The sequence below is a fragment of the Brevibacillus sp. Leaf182 genome (assembly GCF_001423865.2).
GTDB classification, from domain to species: domain Bacteria; phylum Bacillota; class Bacilli; order Brevibacillales; family Brevibacillaceae; genus Brevibacillus; species Brevibacillus brevis_C.
In genome coordinates this window covers 97,916-116,833 of sequence record NZ_LMPN02000015.1, presented here as the reverse complement: position 1 = coordinate 116,833, position 18,918 = coordinate 97,916, and the positions used below count along the sequence as shown (strand labels likewise).

At 35.7% G+C, this 18,918-nt stretch carries 13 protein-coding genes; all 13 read left to right on the top strand.

The window, feature by feature from the left end; translation table 11 throughout:
• The first annotated feature begins 140 nt into the window (after nucleotides 1-140).
• The 13 genes from ASG16_RS03475 (at nucleotide 141) to ASG16_RS03415 (ending at nucleotide 18,790) form a co-directional block, all read left to right on the top strand.
• Nucleotides 141-839, top strand: a complete 699-nt coding sequence (locus tag ASG16_RS03475) for a tetratricopeptide repeat protein (RefSeq protein ID WP_056486948.1) — start codon at nucleotides 141-143, stop codon at nucleotides 837-839.
• A gap of 19 nt (nucleotides 840-858) precedes the next feature.
• Complete coding sequence (locus tag ASG16_RS03470) at nucleotides 859-3,153, top strand: O-antigen ligase family protein (protein WP_056486951.1); 2,295 nt, start codon at nucleotides 859-861, stop codon at nucleotides 3,151-3,153.
• A 245-nt stretch (nucleotides 3,154-3,398) separates the two neighbouring features.
• Complete coding sequence (locus ASG16_RS03465; RefSeq protein ID WP_157966760.1) at nucleotides 3,399-4,376, top strand: glycosyltransferase family 2 protein; 978 nt, start codon at nucleotides 3,399-3,401, stop codon at nucleotides 4,374-4,376.
• Nucleotides 4,377-4,449: 73 nt separating this feature from the next.
• Nucleotides 4,450-5,226 (top strand): ABC transporter permease, encoded by a 777-nt coding sequence (locus ASG16_RS03460; protein ID WP_056486957.1) that lies wholly within the window; start codon nucleotides 4,450-4,452, stop codon nucleotides 5,224-5,226.
• Nucleotides 5,227-5,244: 18 nt separating this feature from the next.
• Nucleotides 5,245-5,985, top strand: a complete 741-nt coding sequence (locus ASG16_RS03455; protein WP_056486961.1) for an ABC transporter ATP-binding protein — start codon at nucleotides 5,245-5,247, stop codon at nucleotides 5,983-5,985.
• Between the two features lie 33 nt (nucleotides 5,986-6,018).
• Entirely contained in the window at nucleotides 6,019-8,049 is a 2,031-nt protein-coding gene (locus tag ASG16_RS03450) for an HAD family hydrolase (protein WP_056486965.1), read from the top strand.
• Nucleotides 8,050-8,108: 59 nt separating this feature from the next.
• Nucleotides 8,109-11,240: an HAD-IA family hydrolase gene (locus ASG16_RS03445; protein ID WP_056486968.1), complete on the top strand. Its 3,132-nt coding sequence runs from the start codon at nucleotides 8,109-8,111 to the stop codon at nucleotides 11,238-11,240.
• Nucleotides 11,241-11,292: 52 nt separating this feature from the next.
• Nucleotides 11,293-12,339, top strand: a complete 1,047-nt coding sequence (locus ASG16_RS03440; protein ID WP_056486970.1) for a polysaccharide pyruvyl transferase family protein — start codon at nucleotides 11,293-11,295, stop codon at nucleotides 12,337-12,339.
• A gap of 523 nt (nucleotides 12,340-12,862) precedes the next feature.
• Complete coding sequence (locus ASG16_RS03435) at nucleotides 12,863-13,729, top strand: glycosyltransferase family 2 protein (protein ID WP_056486973.1); 867 nt, start codon at nucleotides 12,863-12,865, stop codon at nucleotides 13,727-13,729.
• A 5-nt stretch (nucleotides 13,730-13,734) separates the two neighbouring features.
• Nucleotides 13,735-15,138: an undecaprenyl-phosphate glucose phosphotransferase gene (locus tag ASG16_RS03430; RefSeq protein WP_056487212.1), complete on the top strand. Its 1,404-nt coding sequence runs from the start codon at nucleotides 13,735-13,737 to the stop codon at nucleotides 15,136-15,138.
• 18 nt (nucleotides 15,139-15,156) lie between these two features.
• A complete protein-coding gene (gene galU / locus ASG16_RS03425) occupies nucleotides 15,157-16,056 on the top strand; it encodes a UTP--glucose-1-phosphate uridylyltransferase GalU (protein WP_056486976.1) in 900 nt (299 codons plus the stop codon).
• Nucleotides 16,053-17,051: a UDP-glucose 4-epimerase GalE gene (galE, locus tag ASG16_RS03420; RefSeq protein WP_056486979.1), complete on the top strand. Its 999-nt coding sequence runs from the start codon at nucleotides 16,053-16,055 to the stop codon at nucleotides 17,049-17,051. The genes galU and galE overlap by 4 nt, the downstream gene beginning before the upstream one ends.
• Complete coding sequence (locus ASG16_RS03415) at nucleotides 17,048-18,790, top strand: phospho-sugar mutase (protein WP_056486980.1); 1,743 nt, start codon at nucleotides 17,048-17,050, stop codon at nucleotides 18,788-18,790. Before galE ends, ASG16_RS03415 begins: the two co-directional genes overlap by 4 nt.
• The last annotated feature ends 128 nt before the right edge of the window (nucleotides 18,791-18,918 follow it).

The window sequence follows — 18,918 nt, the reverse complement described above, 5'->3', positions numbered from 1 at the left end:
GGAAGAGGTACCAAAGGTCGGAACGACTCAAAGAGAAGCAAACTAGGCTAATTTTATGTTAATTCAACAATATTTGTGATAGAATGTGGGTGATATTTGAAAAAATCTTTGTGATAAAAGCAATGTGGAGGAACTTTAAATTGATAAAAAGAAAAGTTATTTATTCATTTGTTTTAGTTGCTGCTATACTAATGAATACTGCATGTAGTGATTCTGAAAAAACAACGGATAACGGGCAAACCTCTTCTACCGATGCCATGAATGAGGTAAAGGCAAAATATGATCAAGGATTGAGTTTATATAATCAAGGGAAACTAGAAGAGGCTAAAATAATATTTGAAGAATGTATAGCGAATGATCCAACTAATGGAATATATGACTTTTTCTTAGGGAACATTCTGCGTATGAAGAACGATTTCCCGAATGCGATAGTATATTATGAAAATGCTATAAAAAAGTCTCCTGATCTATTAGAAGCATATAATAATACCGTAGCGCTTCACATGGCCACTAAAAATTATGATCAAGCATTGGTGACGGCGGATCAGGGATTAAAGGTACAGCCAGATTTTGCTGATTTAAAATTTAAGAAAGCTCAGATTCTATATGTAAAGAAGCAATATAATGATGCAATCTCGCTGTTTACAGAACTTGCTAAAGATCCAGTGTATTTCGAGGCTTATCGTTTTCTAGGGTTAAGCTATATTGGTTTAAATGATAAGACAAAAGCTCTAGAACACCTGAAAACCTACCTAAACCTAGCACCTGAGGGCGTTCAGTTCAAAGAAAAGATAAAACAAATTGTTTCTGACTTGGAAAAAGGCATAAAACAACAATAACTCTAGTCCGGAGGTTGTAATGGGACGATTGCTAAGCTTAGTCTGTGTATTGGTGATTTCTGTACTTTTTATTTACACTCCGTATTTACGGGGTTTATTTTTTGATACAGATTTTTACTTGATTGAAGTAATACTATCAGTGCTTATTCTTGGTACGATAGTTGTACAAATTATTAAGAATCCAATGAAGAGTGCATTACCATATTTAATAGTGCTCTTAGTACCATTAACACATACCCTGTCTTTAACTAATGCGGCAACAGTTAATGGAGCTTTTGACAACATCTTTCGTTGGTTGGCCTATACATCTATGTTTGTCATGTTAGTATGGGCAAAACAAGCAGATGAATCAACGAGGCTAGAACAAGTATATTCAACTGTATTTCAATTGACGGGAATCTGGGTTTCCTTCTTTGCCGTTTTTGGTATGTGGGGATGGGTTGAATTTAAGGACCTTATGCTTGCTGAACGTTTAACAGGCACTTTCCAATATGCCAATACTTTCGCCACGGTTATATGTGCTTTCTGGCTTTATGCACTGGTAGTTTTGACGAAGAAGAATCTCCCTATCTGGTCTACCATACTGTTTAGCTTACCTTTGGTTGCACACGGCGTAGGCTTATTACATTCTTACTCTCGTGGATCTCTACTTGTCTTTCCATTGGCATGGTTTATTGGACTTTTGTTACTGAAAGGTAAGGGACAGATTTCATACATAATCTACTCAGTTCTTTCAGGTGCTGCTTCATTCATAGTATTTCGACAAATTACTACGCAGGCGGAGCAAGGCTCAGCAAATCCGGGCATGCTTTCTTTCTTTGTTTCTACTTTTGTGGTGTTAATGTTGGTTATTTTAATCAGAGCAGTATTGGATAGAAAATCGTTTTTTACTAGCTTTGGAGATAAAAAGTTTGCAAGGTTCCTTTTGCCAGGTGCCGTCATTATTATAGGAGTATTATTGGTATTAGATATTAAGAGCGGTGGCCTGGTATATCAGCAATTGCCAAGCAGTTTACAGGAACGGGTAACGGATATTAATAGGGAAACTGCCAGCTTATTGGGGAGAACGAATGTATATCAAGATGCATTCAAGCTCAGTAGTGAGGCGCCTCTATTAGGAGTTGGTGGTGAGGGATGGAAGATCCTCTATTCTAAGCATCAAGAGCTGCCGTACTTCAATAATGAGATTCACAATGGTTATCTGGAAGTCTTGTTAAGTACCGGATGGTTAGGATTAATCCTCTTTTTGTTGGTATTTGCATTCTTGGTTTATCAAATTGCTCTACGGATTTATAAAGAAAAAGAGCAAGAAGAGCAAATACGAACAATAGCTGTGTTCCCGGCCCTAGCAATGATCTTCATGCATGGTTTCATAGATTTTGACTTCTCTTATGGGACTGTATGGTTTGTTGCTTTTTGGTTGTTTGCGATGGGGGTACCAGCTTTTACTGTGAATGTCGATAATATAGTGAAGCTAGTACCAGGTACAATAGGAGTCAGAGTCATTTTATCTTTATCTGCTGTTTTTGTGCTTGTCTTCGGTGTTTATTCTTTTCGATTCTATTTAGCAGAGCAGGCTCTTCCTAAAGCAGAAGAACAAATATCGATAGATGAGGCCCAACAAATGCTAGAGAGAGCAGCCTCACTTAACCCTTATCAAGTTGATTATCAAGTTAATTTAGCGAATGTATATGCTGCGAAATATAAGAATGAAGAAAAAGAAGAGTGGAAAACAAAAGCGATCGAGAGACTTCAAGCTGCAGAAGCCTTGGAACCTAATAATTCAAAGGTGCTGTCAAACATAGGGAATGGTTATTTAGCATTGAATGACTGGGAGAAGGCTCTAGCGTACTTTGACATTGCGATGGAAAATGATCCATTTAATGTACAGCTTATTGAGAGCACTATGAGAGTTGAAGCACAGCTTGCAGTGCAATTTGCAGTGTTGAAGGAAAAAGAAATCGCAATTATGTTGGCAACGAAGGCGATTAGTCATTATGAAGAATATCATGTAAGAATTGAGCCATTTAAAGCTAAAAATATTCCAGATAAGAGACCCCTCGAATTGGTGAACAACAGCTACTTTTTTATAGGGCAAGCATACATAATGCTCGGGCAATATGAAAACGGGGTTGAATTACTTGAAAAAGTAAATGATCCAAAAGTTATTGTTGATGCAAAAGCATTGCTTGTTGTAGCCTATGAAGAAATGGGATGGGTAGACCAGGCGGGATCAATTACGAAGTCGCTTATAACGCAATTTACTGACTTTGCACAAAGGGTTGTAAAGTATAGGGGAATTATTGTGAAGTGAACATTTTGGGCCTTCAACGTAAGTGGGTTGGAGGCCTTTATATTTAGTGGTTTATTAAAATTAATCTCAGAAAATATGTGAGTGTGATTGAAACATGTTATAGTTCTTGTAATTTTCTATCATATGTTAATTAATGGTTAAAATGAGTTTAGCTGAAGTTATATGATATAATGACAGCATTCGGTAGTAAAGAAAAACTAAGCGAATAAAGTTCACTATCATTAGCTAGTGTGGGGATGTTATCGTTGGATATTTCGATTGTAATTCCAAACTACAATGGAGCAAATTACATATTAGATAGTATTGCAAGTATATATGATCAAATAGAGAATAAAAAAGAAATTATCGTAATTGATAACGATTCTCAGGATGGAAGTGTTGTATTAATTAAAGAAAAATATCCGGATATTTCATTAATCATAAATGATAGGAATCTTGGTTTTGCTAGCGCAGTTAATCAAGGCATTAAGTATTCATGCTCAGAGTACATTATACTATTAAATAATGATGCATTTGCCCAACAAAATTTTGTGAGACACCTATTTAATTGCATTGATGCTGATAGAGGAATCTTTTCCGTTGCCTCTCAAATGTTATCATATTCAAATCCGAGTATCATTGATAACGCTGGTGATCAACTGTCTCTGATGGGATGGGCATTTAAAACAGGCGATGGTGACTCAAGTGACTTATATGAAAAAGATAGAATAATTTTTAGTTCTTGTGCTGGTGGGGCTATATATAGAAGAGAAATATTGGACAGGATAAGTTACTTTGACGATATGTTTTTTGCATATTTAGAGGATGTTGATTTAGGGTTTAGAGCAAACATATTTGGATATAAAAATGTTTATTGTCCCAAAGCAAAAGTCCTCCATATTGGTAGTGCAACATCTGGCAATAATAGACACAATTCTTTTAAAGTAAGATTGTCAGCAAGAAATAACGTATACTTAGTGCTTAAAAATATTCCTATAGTCATGTTAATTCTTAATGCTCCATTTCTCATTGCTGGCTTCTTAATAAAGGCATTATATTTTAGAAGACTTGGGTTTGGAGCTATTTACATCGAAGGTTTAATTGAAGCTTTTAAAACAATTAAATCTATTAAAAGAATTAAATATAAAATGGAAAACACGATGAATTACATAAGGATTGAATATATGATGACGAAATCTACGATATATTTTTTAAAAGAGGCCTTATTAAGATTTTTGAAATAATGAGCGGAACTGTTTCAAGTTTTCAGGCTAACAGCTTCTAAAAATGAAGTATGATTCTTGGAGGAGTACTGTGATGATGTCACATTTCCAGAACTTATTAAAGTATAAAGATTTATTTATTGAATTGGTGAAGAAAGACATAAAGTTAAAATATAGAAATTCAATTTTTGGGGTTCTTTGGAGTATGTTGAACCCTTTACTAATGATGATTGTCTTAAGTGTTGTATTTATGGCATTGTTTGAAAATGATATTCCTAATTTCCCGGTCTATGTACTGATTGGGAGGATTCTCTATCAATTTTTTTCTGAAGCAACCAACTTTGCTATGGATTCGATCATTGCTAACGGACAATTAATTAGAAAGGTGTACGTTCCAAAGTACTTTTTTCCGCTTTCTAGAGTATGTTCATCTTTCATCACTACAGTGATCTCCTTTGTACCAGTAGTGATAATGATGCTTGTCACAGGTATGGAATTTCGTTGGATCAATTTGCTGTTTGTAGTTCCTTTGATTTATTTATTAATTATGTCATCTGGTATTGGTTTGCTCTTGGCCTCAATTAATGTGTTTTTTAGGGATATGAATCATTTTTACTCAATTGTATTGTTGGTTTTGATGTATTTGACACCAATTTTCTATCCAGCATCCATTATTCCAGAAGAGTTTATGCCAATAATTATGTTGAATCCATTGTATCCGGTCGTCGAAATGTTTCGTGATGTCGTGATCGAAGGAATTATTCCAGATATAACGACACATTTGATCTCGATTTCGTATGTAATTATATATGGAGTGATTGGTTTTCTAGTGTTTTATAAGACGCAGGACAGATTCATTTATTATTTGTAAAGTCGAGGTACAATACTGATGAGCGACATAGTGATTCAACTTTCCAATGTGACAATGAAATACAGAATTGCTACAGAAAAGATTGATTCTTTAAAGCACTTTTTAATCAAGAAGCTAAATAGGGAAATTCAATATGCAGATTTCTTTGCTTTGAAAGAAGTTAGTTTTACTGTTCAAAAGGGAGAAGTGCTGGGGATTGTCGGGATGAATGGTGCGGGAAAGAGTACACTTCTTAAGATCATAGCAGGGGTTTTAAAACCTACTTCTGGTACTGTAAAGAGAAGGGGAAGCATAGCTCCCTTAATCGAACTAGGAGCTGGCTTTAACGACGATTTGACTGGTGCTGAAAATATAAACTTAAATGGATTGTTGCTGGGTTATTCAAAGAAATTTATAAAAGAAAAGTTCGATGAAATTGTTGAATTCTCGGAATTGGAAAGGTTTCTTCATACTCCTTTGAAAAACTATTCCTCAGGAATGAAAGCAAGGCTTGGTTTTGCCATAGCAACAGTCGTTCAACCGGAAATTTTAATAGTCGATGAAGTTCTGGCCGTCGGTGACTTCAAATTTAAGGAGAAGTCTGAGAAAAAGATTCGCTCAATGATGCAAGATGGAACAACAGTGTTGTTCGTTTCTCATTCATTGGGACAAGTAGAGACTATTTGCAATAAAGTTCTTTGGTTGGAACAGGGAAGTGTAAAACAAATAGGAGCTACTGAAGAGATAATTAAAAACTTTAAAGCTATGAACAATCAGTAGTGGGAGCTAAAATCAGATGAAAGGAGATTAATTGTGAAGAGTGATATTAATAAAGAATTTCTTGAAATGTGCACATTAGTTGATAAACATAAGGTGATTTCCTTTGATATATATGATACAGCTCTCCTAAGAAATGTGCTCTATCCTACTGATATTTTTGAAATTGTCTCTCGGGAGCTTGAAGAAAATGATATATTTCTAAAAGATTTTAAAAAAATGAGAATTTCCGCAGAAGAAAAAGCAAGGAAGTTTTCTCAATGTGAAGATGTAACGTTAGAGGATATATATCAAGTGATATCAGGTGATTTAGGAGAACAGCTAAGCCAAACTATAAAGAAAATAGAACTATCTATAGAACGAGAATTCACAGTAAGTAATCCATTTATAAAAGAAGTTTATAATTATGCTAAAGCAAACAATAAAGAGATCATATTTATATCAGATATGTATCTCCCTAAAGAGTTTATCACCAATCTTTTGATAGAAAATGGGTATGATCAATTTGAAGATATTTTCATATCGGGATCGATCGGAGTTTCAAAAGCTTCTACAAATTTATACTCTCATGTTAGAAAAGAGATGAATATAAACAGCTCATGGTTACATATCGGTGATAACATGACATCCGATTATGAAAATGCTCTCAAATGTAATTTGAGTGCATACTATTATAAGGATATAAGAACAAGAGCTGGAATTAAAAAAGTTAATTCTATTGAATTATCAATAATGAAAGCTATTCAAATTAATTATTGTGAATCAACGGAGGAATTAAACTATTGGCAACGATTCGGTGTTAATACAGTTTCTTCTCTTTTTTTTGGTTTTACACTATGGTTAATAAATCAGGTAAAGGGGAAGGACAATGTTCACTTTTTAGCAAGAGATGGTTACTTGCCATATAAATTATTTCTAAAAATGTCGGATATTATTGAAGGGCTTCCAAAAGCTAATTATCTATACGCTTCCAGAAGGGCATATCAAATACCGAACATACTTAATATGGAACAAAGTGATGCTTTAGAACTATTAACTGCGTATAATCCTAGTCTTGGCCAAAGGATTACTATTGGAGAAATCTTTGATAATATTTGTTTAAATAGGGAAAAATATGATCAGTTGATTAGAAATTTTGGATTTTATGACTTTAATGATGAAATTAAAACTGATAATGATAGAGCCAGAGCTAAAGAAGTTTTGAAATCGATTTATACAGATGTCACAATTGTTTTACAACGAGAGAAATCGTTACTAGAGAAGTATCTTATACAAAATGGCGTATATGAGTGTAATGAACTCCATGTCGTCGATGTAGGGTGGAGAGGTTCTACACAAAAAGCTATTAAAGACATCACAGGTATCGAAACTGACGGGTACTATTTTGGTACAACCCATAATGTATATGATGACATTTTAGATCATGTACATGGTTATGCATTTAATTTAGGGAAGTCACATATAAACGCAGAAAAGATTATGGATAATGTAATGATGTATGAATTGGTATTTTCCGCACCTCATGGGTCATTAATTGGTTTTAGAGAAGAAAATGAAATAATATACCCGGTGTTAAAAGAAGTTGAAAACAACAGTTTTCTTTACGAATGCCTTTCAGATGTTCATTCAAGTGTAATAGTGAGCGTAGACAAGTATATACCCTATTATAAGTATCTTAAGAATATCAATATCAAAGATTGTTTAGATGGGTATTTTGAATTTATTGAAGCAAAAAGATATGAGGATCTTATTGAATTTACCAAATTGTCGAGTGTAGTAGGCATTGGAAACTCTCAAGACTCTCAGAAATATGTTACTTGTACTTCCATTCAAGAATACTATAAAAATAAAAGAAAAATTGAACAAGATATTAACAAAAATTTATGGAAGAATACGCTTATCATTCAAGGAAGCTTATCAGAACTAAAAAGAAAGGATCACTCCAAAAAGCTACAATCAATGTTAGGGGTTAGCTGGATTACTAAAGAAAAGATTATTAAAGCTATTAAAAATCCTAGAAAGGCTGTCAAATTCATTGAGAGAAGAATTAAGTATCTTATGAAATAGAATAAAGCATCGATGCTTCGTAATTGATCATTATTTCCTTCACATAAGAGGTGCTGACGATGAATAAAGAATCAAATCTAACGAAAACTAAGCCATTAATATCTGTTGTAATTCCTGTTTATAATACTGAAAAATTCCTCCCCAAATGTCTCGATAGTATTATTAATCAGACATACACTCAATTAGAAATAATTATTGTAAACGACTGTTCACCTGGTGATACGAAAAAAATAGTAGATGAATATTTGCTAAGAGATTCCAGGGTTAAGTATATTGAACATGATAATAACAAGGGACTTTTCCATGCAAGGGTTACAGGTTCTGAAATTGCAACTGGCGAATATATAGCTTTTGTTGATAGCGATGATTATATATCAATTGATTATTACAGACTACTGATTGATAAAGGTATTAAGGAAGAAGCTGATATTGTAGAGGGGAGAATTATTAGGGAAGACGAAAACGGATACAGATTTATCCAAAATTTCAACAATATACTTATTGATAAACTTACTGGAGACGATATTAAGGATCAGTTCTTTTCTCAGGAGGGCTTATTTTATCATTGGCATGTGATATGGAATAAAATATATAGAATGGATTTATGGAATAAATGTCTACCATATTTTAAGAACCAAGTTAAACATTTAATTATGACAGAAGATCTAATTTTTTCTTCGTTATTATTTTGTGAGGCTAAAAAATATTGCTCAATTAAGTATGATGGATATTTTTATAGTATAAGAGCAGAAGCATCTACTGGAACTGATATAGATCTAAATAAATTTCTGAAAAACTTCAGTGATATGGGAACAGCTTTCAACTTTGTAGAATCGTACCTAGAGGCATCGGAGCAATTCGAGAAATACAAGGAAAATCTTTCTAATTGGAAAAAGAGATACTTTAGGCTTTGGATGAGTCGCTTAGAGTCTACTGAAATGAAACCATCCGCTAAAGAACAGGCTATATTGGAATTGAAAAAAGCCCTTAATATACATGGAAATGAGCTAGCATTACCTGAAGACTATTATCATGCAGCTGTTAATACTCCATGGGAGCATAGATATGAAACAATAAAGAAGTTAATTGCAGATGATGAAATAGAATATGTAAGTTTCGATATCTTTGACACGTTAGTTGTTCGACCGTTTTTTGACCCAAGAGATTTGTTGTTAATTCTTGATAATTATTTTCATCAAATTTACCCTCATAACAATTTAGTAGAATTCTCAACGTTAAGATTACAAGCTGAAGACAAGACAAGACAGTTAATTAGATTAAAAAATCCTTCATGGCAAGATGTAAATCTGAATGAAATATATGAATATATTAGATCAGAGTATGATTTTCCATTAGATATTGTTGATAAACTTAAAGCTAAAGAGATTGAGTTGGAAATACAATATACAATGAGAAGAGAAAGTGTATATGAATTGTATCAAATGGCTAAAGAACTTAATAAAAAGATAATATTTGTTTCAGATATGTATCTGCCAGGGACTGTTATTAAAAATATCGTTGAAAAAGCAGGATATTGTGATTATGAAAAAATATATGTTTCGTCTGAAGCACGATTACTGAAACATACTGGGGATATGTTTAAATATGTTACACTTGATCTAGAGATAAATCCAAATAGTATTCTGCATATAGGTGACAACTGGGAATCGGATAAGGTGATGGCCGAAAAAGCTGGTTGGAATGCATTTTTTATCGCTAAAACTCTAGATCTATTACTGAATAATTTAGCTGATAAAGAGTCCGGAAATAGTGTTAAGTATTTTAATGAATTTAGACAAGAACAATGGACAAGTTATGAGCATAATGAATATTTGGGTACTAGGTGTATGCTTGCAACAGTAGCAAATAAATTATTTGATAATCCATATATTTCTTTTAACCCAGACTCAGATTTTAATGTTGATCCGTATTTTGTGGGATACTACGCATTAGGAATGCATACAGTTGGACTCTGTAAATGGATTGTAGAAGATGCAGTGCACAAGAATTATAATACAATTCATTTTTTAGCTAGAGACGGATACCTGCCTCATAAAGTTTACGATGTGATTTCTAAATATTATTCAAATGCACCAGAATCAAATTATTTATACGTTTCGAGAAGGTCTATGTTACCATATTTGCTTTCTTCGCATAATAAATATGGTTTGTCTTCGTTTGTTTCTATTTATTCGCATACACCTCGTAGTATTTTGGGATTATTTAGTGGTGTTCTAAAAAATGATTTAAAGTTGGAGAATTTTGAGGAAAAGGGAGTAATATTATCAAAGAATTTCTCCTCTGAATTTGAATTCAAAAAATACTTAGATGTACTCATAAAGGATGGAATTGATTGGGGAAAGACAGAAAAGTACAATTCAAATATTAAAGAATACCTGAGCAGTGTAATTAAATCTAATGATGCAACATTTGATTTAGGATATTCAGCTAGATTACAGACCATATTGGTAAATATCCTTGGGTACCCTTGTAATACCTATTTTGTACATACGAGTAAGGAAATGTCGAAGATATATTCTAGAAGAAATGATTTTGAAGTGAAATCATTTTTTGAATTAAAACCGTCTGTTAGTGGAATTTTAAGAGAGCATTTGTTTGCAGAATTAGGACCCTCGTGTATTGGTTATGAAGAAAAAAGTAACAATATAATAGAGCCAGTATTTGAAGACTATTATACGAATCACATCAATCAACTAATGATTAACACGTTGCAAAATGCTGCAATAGATTTTGCAACTGATTTTATGGGTTGTTTTAAAGACCATTTGTCATTAATTAATATTAAAAATCATGAAGTATCTTTGCCTCTCGAAATGTATATTCATAGTTCAAAGCAGAGTGACCGTTTACTGTTCATGCACTCATATTCTGATGATACTGTACACAGTGGGAAAGATAAAAATAGTGTATTAAATTGGTGGAATGCAGAGACAAATAAGTTAAGAATACAACATTCAATGACAGAGATGAGTGAGGATCATCAAGCTCCACCTTTTTACTTTCTTCAATATCATAGTCGGATATTAAGAATTATATTTTTTACGTTATTCGATCGCGATACTTTAAAGAATAAGGTGAAAATTAGATATCTAGGAAAGCCATTAAGCTATAAGGTATTATCTACGTCTTATCGTATACTACGGGGATTTAAACGGATGATTTTTAAGTAGTAATTGGCAAAAAGCATATTTTTAATCTTCGGATTGTCAAGAGGAGGTTACTGTGAATAGAGTTGCTATATTAACAGAGTGTAAACCGTACAATCCAAACAGGACATTTACTGAACAATTAAATTCAGTAGGAGGAAATACAGGGAATAATGCATATATTACAGCCTTGATGGATATTTTTTCAGCTGTACGTGTGGATTACGAACTATTGGATAAAGCACTAGAAGATGATGAATATGATGTTTATATAGTCGGGAACCTTTCATGGATAGTTGAGGATACTCCTTTACCTGATTTTTACTATGATGCTTTTCGTAAAATAATTAGTAAAGGAAAGAAATTTGTTCCAATTAGTGTTGGAACTCAAGTGTTTGATTATAAGGCTGATTTTAAATATGATCCAACAACTCTGTCTTTTCTTAAAGAGATTTCGGAGCAAGCTGTAATTGCTTGTAGAGGCGAGTATACGGCTGAGGTGCTCAGTAGTAATGGTGTAAAAAATGTTGAAGTAATCGGCTGTCCCTCATTATTTCATACCAAAGATCCAAATTTTAAACTGTCTAAGCGTAATTACTTACGTAAAAATCCCAGGATTGCTACTGGGATAACACCGTGGCCAAACGAAAAAATGTCAACAAGCTTAGTGAAAGAATACTTGGGATATGCAATAAGAAATAAAATAGATTTTATTGAGCAGGCAGACAATAGTTGGATTGAGTTCTTATCAGAGACTGACAAAAGTTTCAAAGGATTATTCCATACTTATTTTAAACGGTTCGGCAAAATGTTCTTTGATATAGAAGAATGGCGAGCGTATTCCAGAGAGCTTGACTTTTCATTTAGTGGTCGATTCCATGGCAATGTTATCCCCCTTTTAGAAGGGGTTCCATCATTATTTATTTCAATCGATGCAAGAACAAAAGAGATGTGTGAGTATTTTAAGTTTCCCACTATAGATATTCAAGAATTTTGTTTTGATAAAACGCTAGAGGAATTATATGAAATGGCTGATTACACAGAGTTTAACAAATCTTATAGTGATGCGTTTATAAAATTTGAGAATTATGTTAAAAAAAATAATCTCAAGATTGTAAAGTAATTTCAACGGATAATTCGAATAGGGGCGTTTTGGTAATTTGATAGTAGTCGGAGGGAAGATGCTATATATCGCATTTCGAAAAATGGAGATAGGGTACGATTATCTCAAGACCCTAAAAATTTCAAAAGAATGAGTTTGATTTATTTAGATAGTACAAGATAATAGTTCTATATAAGGTAATTTTATAAGGGAATCGTGTTCGGTGAGATGAGAGCCAATGGTTGCTCCAGTACCGACCACGGTTCTTTTATCTTTAATATACTTATGATATTCCGGAATAATCGGGTAAACTGCTGTTGCGATGGGTATATTTATGTTTACTAACTCAAAAAGGATGTTGGGTACATTATTGATGGTCGGTTATTGAAAAATAAAGTAACTAGGTGAGGAATATATTAGGATACGAAAAATAAATAATAATACTTGGCCTAATGTACCCAACTGTTTTTGTCCATAAACTTAAGAAACGCTGTAAAACCATGATATAATGTGGAAAAACGTCAAAACATTGGTGCTAGGTAAAATGGAACTAAGTATTATTATTGTCAATTACAATACTTGTAGGCTAACGTGTGATGCAATTCAGTCAGTTCTTCAGTCAGTTACTGCTTTTGCCTACGAAGTGATTATCGTCGATAACCATTCAACAGACAGTTCGGTAGAAACCATTACTAAATTGTTTCCAGAAGTATGCCTTATCAAAAATGAAGAGAATGTAGGTTTCGCTAAGGCTAATAATCAGGCAATTGCAGTATCAAGTGGAAAATATATATTACTACTGAATTCAGATACAATAATAAAGCCGGATACCCTACAAGTAATGGTTTCTTATATGAATGAACACCCAAAAGTAGGAGCAAGCGGTTGTAAGGTTATGTTGCCAGACGGCAGTTTGGACAAAGCTTGCAAACGTGGTTTTCCAACACCTTCCGCTTCTTTTTACTACTTGACTGGATTATCGAAAATTTTTCCCAATAAAGCACGATTTAATATGTATCAGCTCACACATCTCGATCCAGATCAATCCTATCAGGTAGACTGTCTAGTAGGAGCCTTTATGGTGGTAAGAAGTGAAACGATAAAGCAAGTAGGATTGCTTGATGAGGAATTCTTTATGTACGGTGAAGACGTTGACTGGTGCTATCGGATTAAGCAAAGTGGGTGGGAAATCATCTATTATCCTTATACTTCCATTATTCACTACAAAGGCGCAAGCAGCAAAAGAAAGCCATATAAAATCGTGTATGAGTTTCATCGAGCGATGTATCTTTTTCATAAGAAACATTACCAAAAAAGATATCCGCTTGTTGTGAACTTGTTTGTTTATGGTGGAATTGTCCTTAAGCTCTTGTTGGCGATGATGCAAAATGCAAGAAAGCGTTTGAGGTGAATGCTTTGATACGCGATAATCAAAAGTTTCTGTCGCAGATATACGCTGTTTTTGATTTGATATTTGTTCAAATAGCCTTCTTGATTTCTTGGTGGTTAAAATTTCATATATTTGCAACTGGGGAGGCGCATCTTACATTTGGTACATATTTTTTATGGGCTTTCGTATATGGAATTATTGCAAATATAGTGGGGTATTTCATAGGGTTTTACTCTCCGAAAAGAAAGAAACGATTTTCTTATGAAGCATATAAAGTGATTCAAGTTCATATTATAAGTTTTTTTGGTTTGATAAGTTTATTGTTTGTTATGAAGGAAATTGATTTCTCTCGGTCCTATTTGCTTATTTTTCTATCTTGCAATATTGTATTTGTCGGCTTATATCGTTTTATCGTCAAGATTGGGTTAAAACTTTTTCGGAAAAATGGATACAATAAACAATTTATATTGATTTTGGGTGCTGGCGAGATAGGTAGACGTTTTCATCAAACAGTATTACAAAATCCAGACCTTGGATTTACAGTAGTTGGTTTTTTGGATGATTATCGATTGGAGCACGATGGTGAGAATAGGCATTTAAGTCCTATATTAGGTGGTATTAATGAACTCGATATAGTTCTTGATGAACATCTTGTGGATGAAGTGATAATTGCTTTGCCATTACGCGCGCACGCAAAATACGGAAATATAATTTCTGTTTGTGAAAAAGCAGGAGTTCGAACTCTGATTATTCCAGACTTCTTCGATATTCTACCTGCTCGACCATATATTGATACTTTTGCAGATATACCATTGATTAATGTTAGAGACATACCACTCGATGAACTCAGTAATCGTATACTAAAGCGTCTTTTTGACATTTGTTTTTCATTAATTGCTATTCTACTAACACTACCCTTACTGTTTATAATTGCGATTGGAATAAAAATGACTTCGAAGGGGCCTGTTATTTTTAAACAAGAACGTGTAGGTATGAACAGGCGTTCTTTTGAAATGTACAAATTTCGTTCAATGAAAGTGATGTCGCAGGACACCTCTGATACACAATGGACAGTAGAAAATGATCCACGGAAAACAAGATTTGGTACTTTTTTACGTAAAACTAGTTTGGATGAACTTCCTCAATTCTTCAATGTTCTTAAGGGAGACATGAGCGTTGTCGGACCAAGACCTGAGAGACCTTATTTTGTAGAACAGTTTAAAGAAGAAGTTCCGAAATATATGGTGAAACATCATGTTCGCCCAGGGATAACTGGCTGGGCTCAAGCTAATGGTCTACGTGGTGATACCTCAATTGAAGACCGAATTCTTCACGATATTTTTTATATAGAAAATTGGACATTATTATTTGACATCAAGATCATATACAAAACAATATTAAAAGGTTTTGTGAATAAGAATGCTTACTAAAAATTTTAGAGGTGCGAGATGATTAAAAAAGCCATAATCCCAGCCGCCGGATTAGGTACCCGTTTTCTGCCGGCTACAAAAGCTCAACCAAAAGAAATGCTCCCAATCGTTGATAAGCCTACAATTCAATTTATCGTAGAAGAAGCAATCGCCTCCGGTATCGAAGACATTATCATTGTCACCGGAAGAAACAAAAGGGCCATTGAAGATCATTTTGATAGATCTGTTGAATTGGAGCTGAATCTACAAGAGAAAAGTAAAAATGGACTACTAGAAATAGTAGAGAGTATTTCAAACATGGTAGACATTCATTATATCCGCCAAAAGGAACCCCTTGGCTTAGGGCATGCAGTATACTGCGCTCGTAAATTTATTGGCAATGAACCTTTCGCCGTACTTCTTGGCGATGACATTATACACAGTAAAGAACCATGCTTGAGACAAATGATCGATGTTTTTCAAAAAGAGAAAAAATCAGTGATCGGTGTTCAAAGAGTAGATTGGAAAGAAACTAGTAAATATGGTATTGTAACGCCGGGCATTCAACTAGCGAATGAGACGGAAGTTCAAGACTTGGTCGAAAAGCCAAAAAACAATCCTCCTTCTAACCTTGCTGTAATGGGCCGCTACATATTACAACCTGAAGTGTTCGATTACCTAGCTCGTACAGAACCTGGAGCAGGTGGAGAGATTCAATTAACTGATGCTTTAAAAGAGTTAGCAAGGGCTCAAGGTATGGTAGCTTTAGAGTTTGAAGGAAAACGATACGATGTGGGGGACAAGCTGGGCTTTTTGCAAGCTACAGTCGAGTTTGCACTAATGCGGGATGATTTGCGAAATGAATTTCAGGAGTATCTCTTGGACATAGTGAAGCATCTCCAACAACCGGTTTCCGTCGGATCTGGAGGTAATCAATGAACGTATTAGTTACAGGCGGGGCAGGGTACATTGGAAGCCATACAGTAAAGGTTTTGCTTGAAAAAGGAATACAGGTCGTTGTGCTAGATAGCTTGGTTACGGGGCATAGGGAGGCAGTTCCTTCCACTGTACCGTTTTATGAGGGGGACATTGCTGATTCCCTATTGGTCACCCGCATTGTGAAACGGCACGCAATAAACGCAGTCATCCACTTCGCTGCACGCAGCCTAGTCGGCGAATCCGTCGCGAAACCGGATCTGTATTTTCAGGAGAATACAGCTAAAACGACCCAGCTTCTTTCTACGCTCATTCAAAATGACGTGAAGCGGGTCGTATTTTCGTCTACTGCGGCTGTTTATGGCATACCTAACGATGTTCCAATCCCTGAGCAGGCGACGACTCAACCTATCAATCCATATGGTTTGTCCAAGCTGATGATTGAGCAGTCCATGCATTGGTTGGAACAAGCGTACGGCTTGCAATGGATGGCATTACGCTATTTCAATGCCGCAGGGGCTGCTTTGGATGGGAGCATCGGTGAAGATCATCTTCCAGAGACACACTTGATTCCCTTGGTCTTGCAGACCGCTGTGGGAAAACGTCCTGCCATTCAAATATTCGGTACTGATTATGATACGCCAGACGGAACCTGTATCCGTGACTATATCCATGTTCTCGATTTAGCTGAAGCTCATGTGTTGGCACTGAGGGCCATGGAAGATGGACAACCTTCGAGAGCGATTAACGTTGGTACAGGTCAAGGATACTCTGTTCGGCAGGTAATCGAAATGGCTCGGAGTGTCACAGAGCGTGACATCCAGGTGTTGGAAACAGAGCGGCGATTGGGTGACCCGGCAATACTAGTTGCCAGAGTAGATGAGATCATGGATAGATTGGGCTGGACTCCTAAATACAGTGATTTGAAAACCATGATTCAATCCGCCTGGGTTTGGCATCAAAACAATCCAGACGGTTACAACGGGGGAGCGGAATGAACGAATTCGAGGTTTACCAGGAATGGCTAGAACATCAAGGGATAGACGAACAAACGAAAACGGAGCTTCTCTCTATTACAGATTCTCCCAAAGATATAGAAGACCGTTTTTTTAAATATTTGGAGTTTGGTACTGGGGGAATGCGAGGGGTCTTAGGAGCTGGCACGAACCGTATCAATCGATATACCGTCCGGCGTGCGACTCAGGGATTAGCCGACTATATCGCAAAAGTTGGTGCAGATGCAAAGAACAAAGGTGTCGTCATTGCGTACGACTCCCGGCACCTGTCAGCGTTCTTGGCGGAAGAGACGGCGTGCACGTTGGTTGCAAATGGCATTCGTGTTTATTTATTTGACCATCTTCGTCCGACACCTGAGCTTTCATTTGCTGTTCGTTACCTGAAAGCACAAGCGGGAATTGTAATTACAGCTAGCCATAATCCACCCGAATATAACGGATACAAGGTGTACTGGGAAGACGGGGGGCAGATCGCGTCAGACATCGCTGCCCAAGTCATCGCTGAAGTGAATAAGCTTTCTACATTTGAAGGAATTCACTATATATCTCGCGAGGATGCAGAGAAATCTGGATTTTTGCAGATTATTGGCAATGAATTGGACCAAGCATACATGGAACGATTGGAAAAGGTATCGCTTAATTCCGATGTAGTTCGCGACATGAGTACTTCTTTTTCTATTGTATATACTCCACTCCATGGGGCTGGACGAATGCTAGTACCGGAAACTCTGAAAAAAATCGGCTTTACTCAAGTTCATATCGTGCAGGAACAAGATGTTCCAGATCCAAACTTTAGTACGGTAAAATCACCAAATCCCGAGGAAAAAGAAGCGTTTCAGATGGCGTTGTCGCTCGCTCAGGAAAAGAAAGCAGATATCGTTGTTGCCACTGATCCTGACTGTGACAGGGTGGGAGTAGCTGCGCGCGACAAAACTGGAGAATATGTTTTCCTGACAGGGAATCAAACAGGGGCACTTTTGGTAGAGTATTTGTTGTCTGTCAAAGCCCAAAACGGAACCCTTTCATCTGGCGATACCGTATTCACTACAATTGTCACCAGTGAGTTGGGGAGTGCTGTAGCACGTAAATATGGTATAGATACGATTCTCACGTTAACGGGATTCAAATATATAGCTGAACAAATTCGTCTGTTTGAGGAGCAGGGAGGGCGCCAGTTTGTTTTCGGCTACGAGGAAAGCTATGGTTATTTAGCGGATTCGTTTGTCCGAGATAAAGACGCTGTCATGTCTACCATGCTGATATGCGAAATGGGCACCTTCTATAAGAAGCAAGGGAAAAGCATGATCGATGTGTTAAACGATCTCTATGCCGAACATGGTTTTTATCAGGAAGGGTTAGAATCTCGCACGTTGAAAGGAATCGATGGTTTGGAGCGTATTCAGGCTATCATGAACGATTGGCGGACAAATTCCCCTGTTACCATTGCTGGAAGTTCAATCGTGGAAAGCCGTGATTATGCAAAACAGATTGCTCTCGATACAAAAAGCGGTATAGAAACCACCTTATCTTTGCCGAAAGAGAATGTTTTGCAGTATTGGCTTGAGGATGGATCTTGGTTCTGCTTACGACCATCGGGAACGGAACCCAAGCTTAAGATTTATTTTTCTATAAAAGGGCAAAGTCAAGCAGAATCAATTCAACGAATGGATCAAATAAAGGCACAAGTTTTGAGACGTGTAGATGAAATTTCACTAGGGTAGATATACTTAAAGGCTTTTCACTTTGTCGTCTTTGAGGTGAAAAGTCTTTTTGTTCCATTTACTTATTGAATTTTGGGCACAGTCCTTCCAGATATCGAACAAATAACCGATACATAAACAAGAGATAA

Bases quoted from the DNA above. Each gene is read 5' to 3' on its own strand.
- ASG16_RS03445 (WP_056486968.1), top strand. From the start codon at position 8,109: ATGAATAAAGAATCAAATCTAACGAAAACTAAGCCATTAATATCTGTT.
- galE (WP_056486979.1), top strand. From the start codon at position 16,053: ATGAACGTATTAGTTACAGGCGGGGCAGGGTACATTGGAAGCCATACA.
- ASG16_RS03435 (WP_056486973.1), top strand. From the start codon at position 12,863: ATGGAACTAAGTATTATTATTGTCAATTACAATACTTGTAGGCTAACG.
- ASG16_RS03460 (WP_056486957.1), top strand. From the start codon at position 4,450: ATGATGTCACATTTCCAGAACTTATTAAAGTATAAAGATTTATTTATT.
- ASG16_RS03455 (WP_056486961.1), top strand. From the start codon at position 5,245: ATGAGCGACATAGTGATTCAACTTTCCAATGTGACAATGAAATACAGA.
- ASG16_RS03415 (WP_056486980.1), top strand. From the start codon at position 17,048: ATGAACGAATTCGAGGTTTACCAGGAATGGCTAGAACATCAAGGGATA.
- galU (WP_056486976.1), top strand. From the start codon at position 15,157: ATGATTAAAAAAGCCATAATCCCAGCCGCCGGATTAGGTACCCGTTTT.
- ASG16_RS03470 (WP_056486951.1), top strand. From the start codon at position 859: ATGGGACGATTGCTAAGCTTAGTCTGTGTATTGGTGATTTCTGTACTT.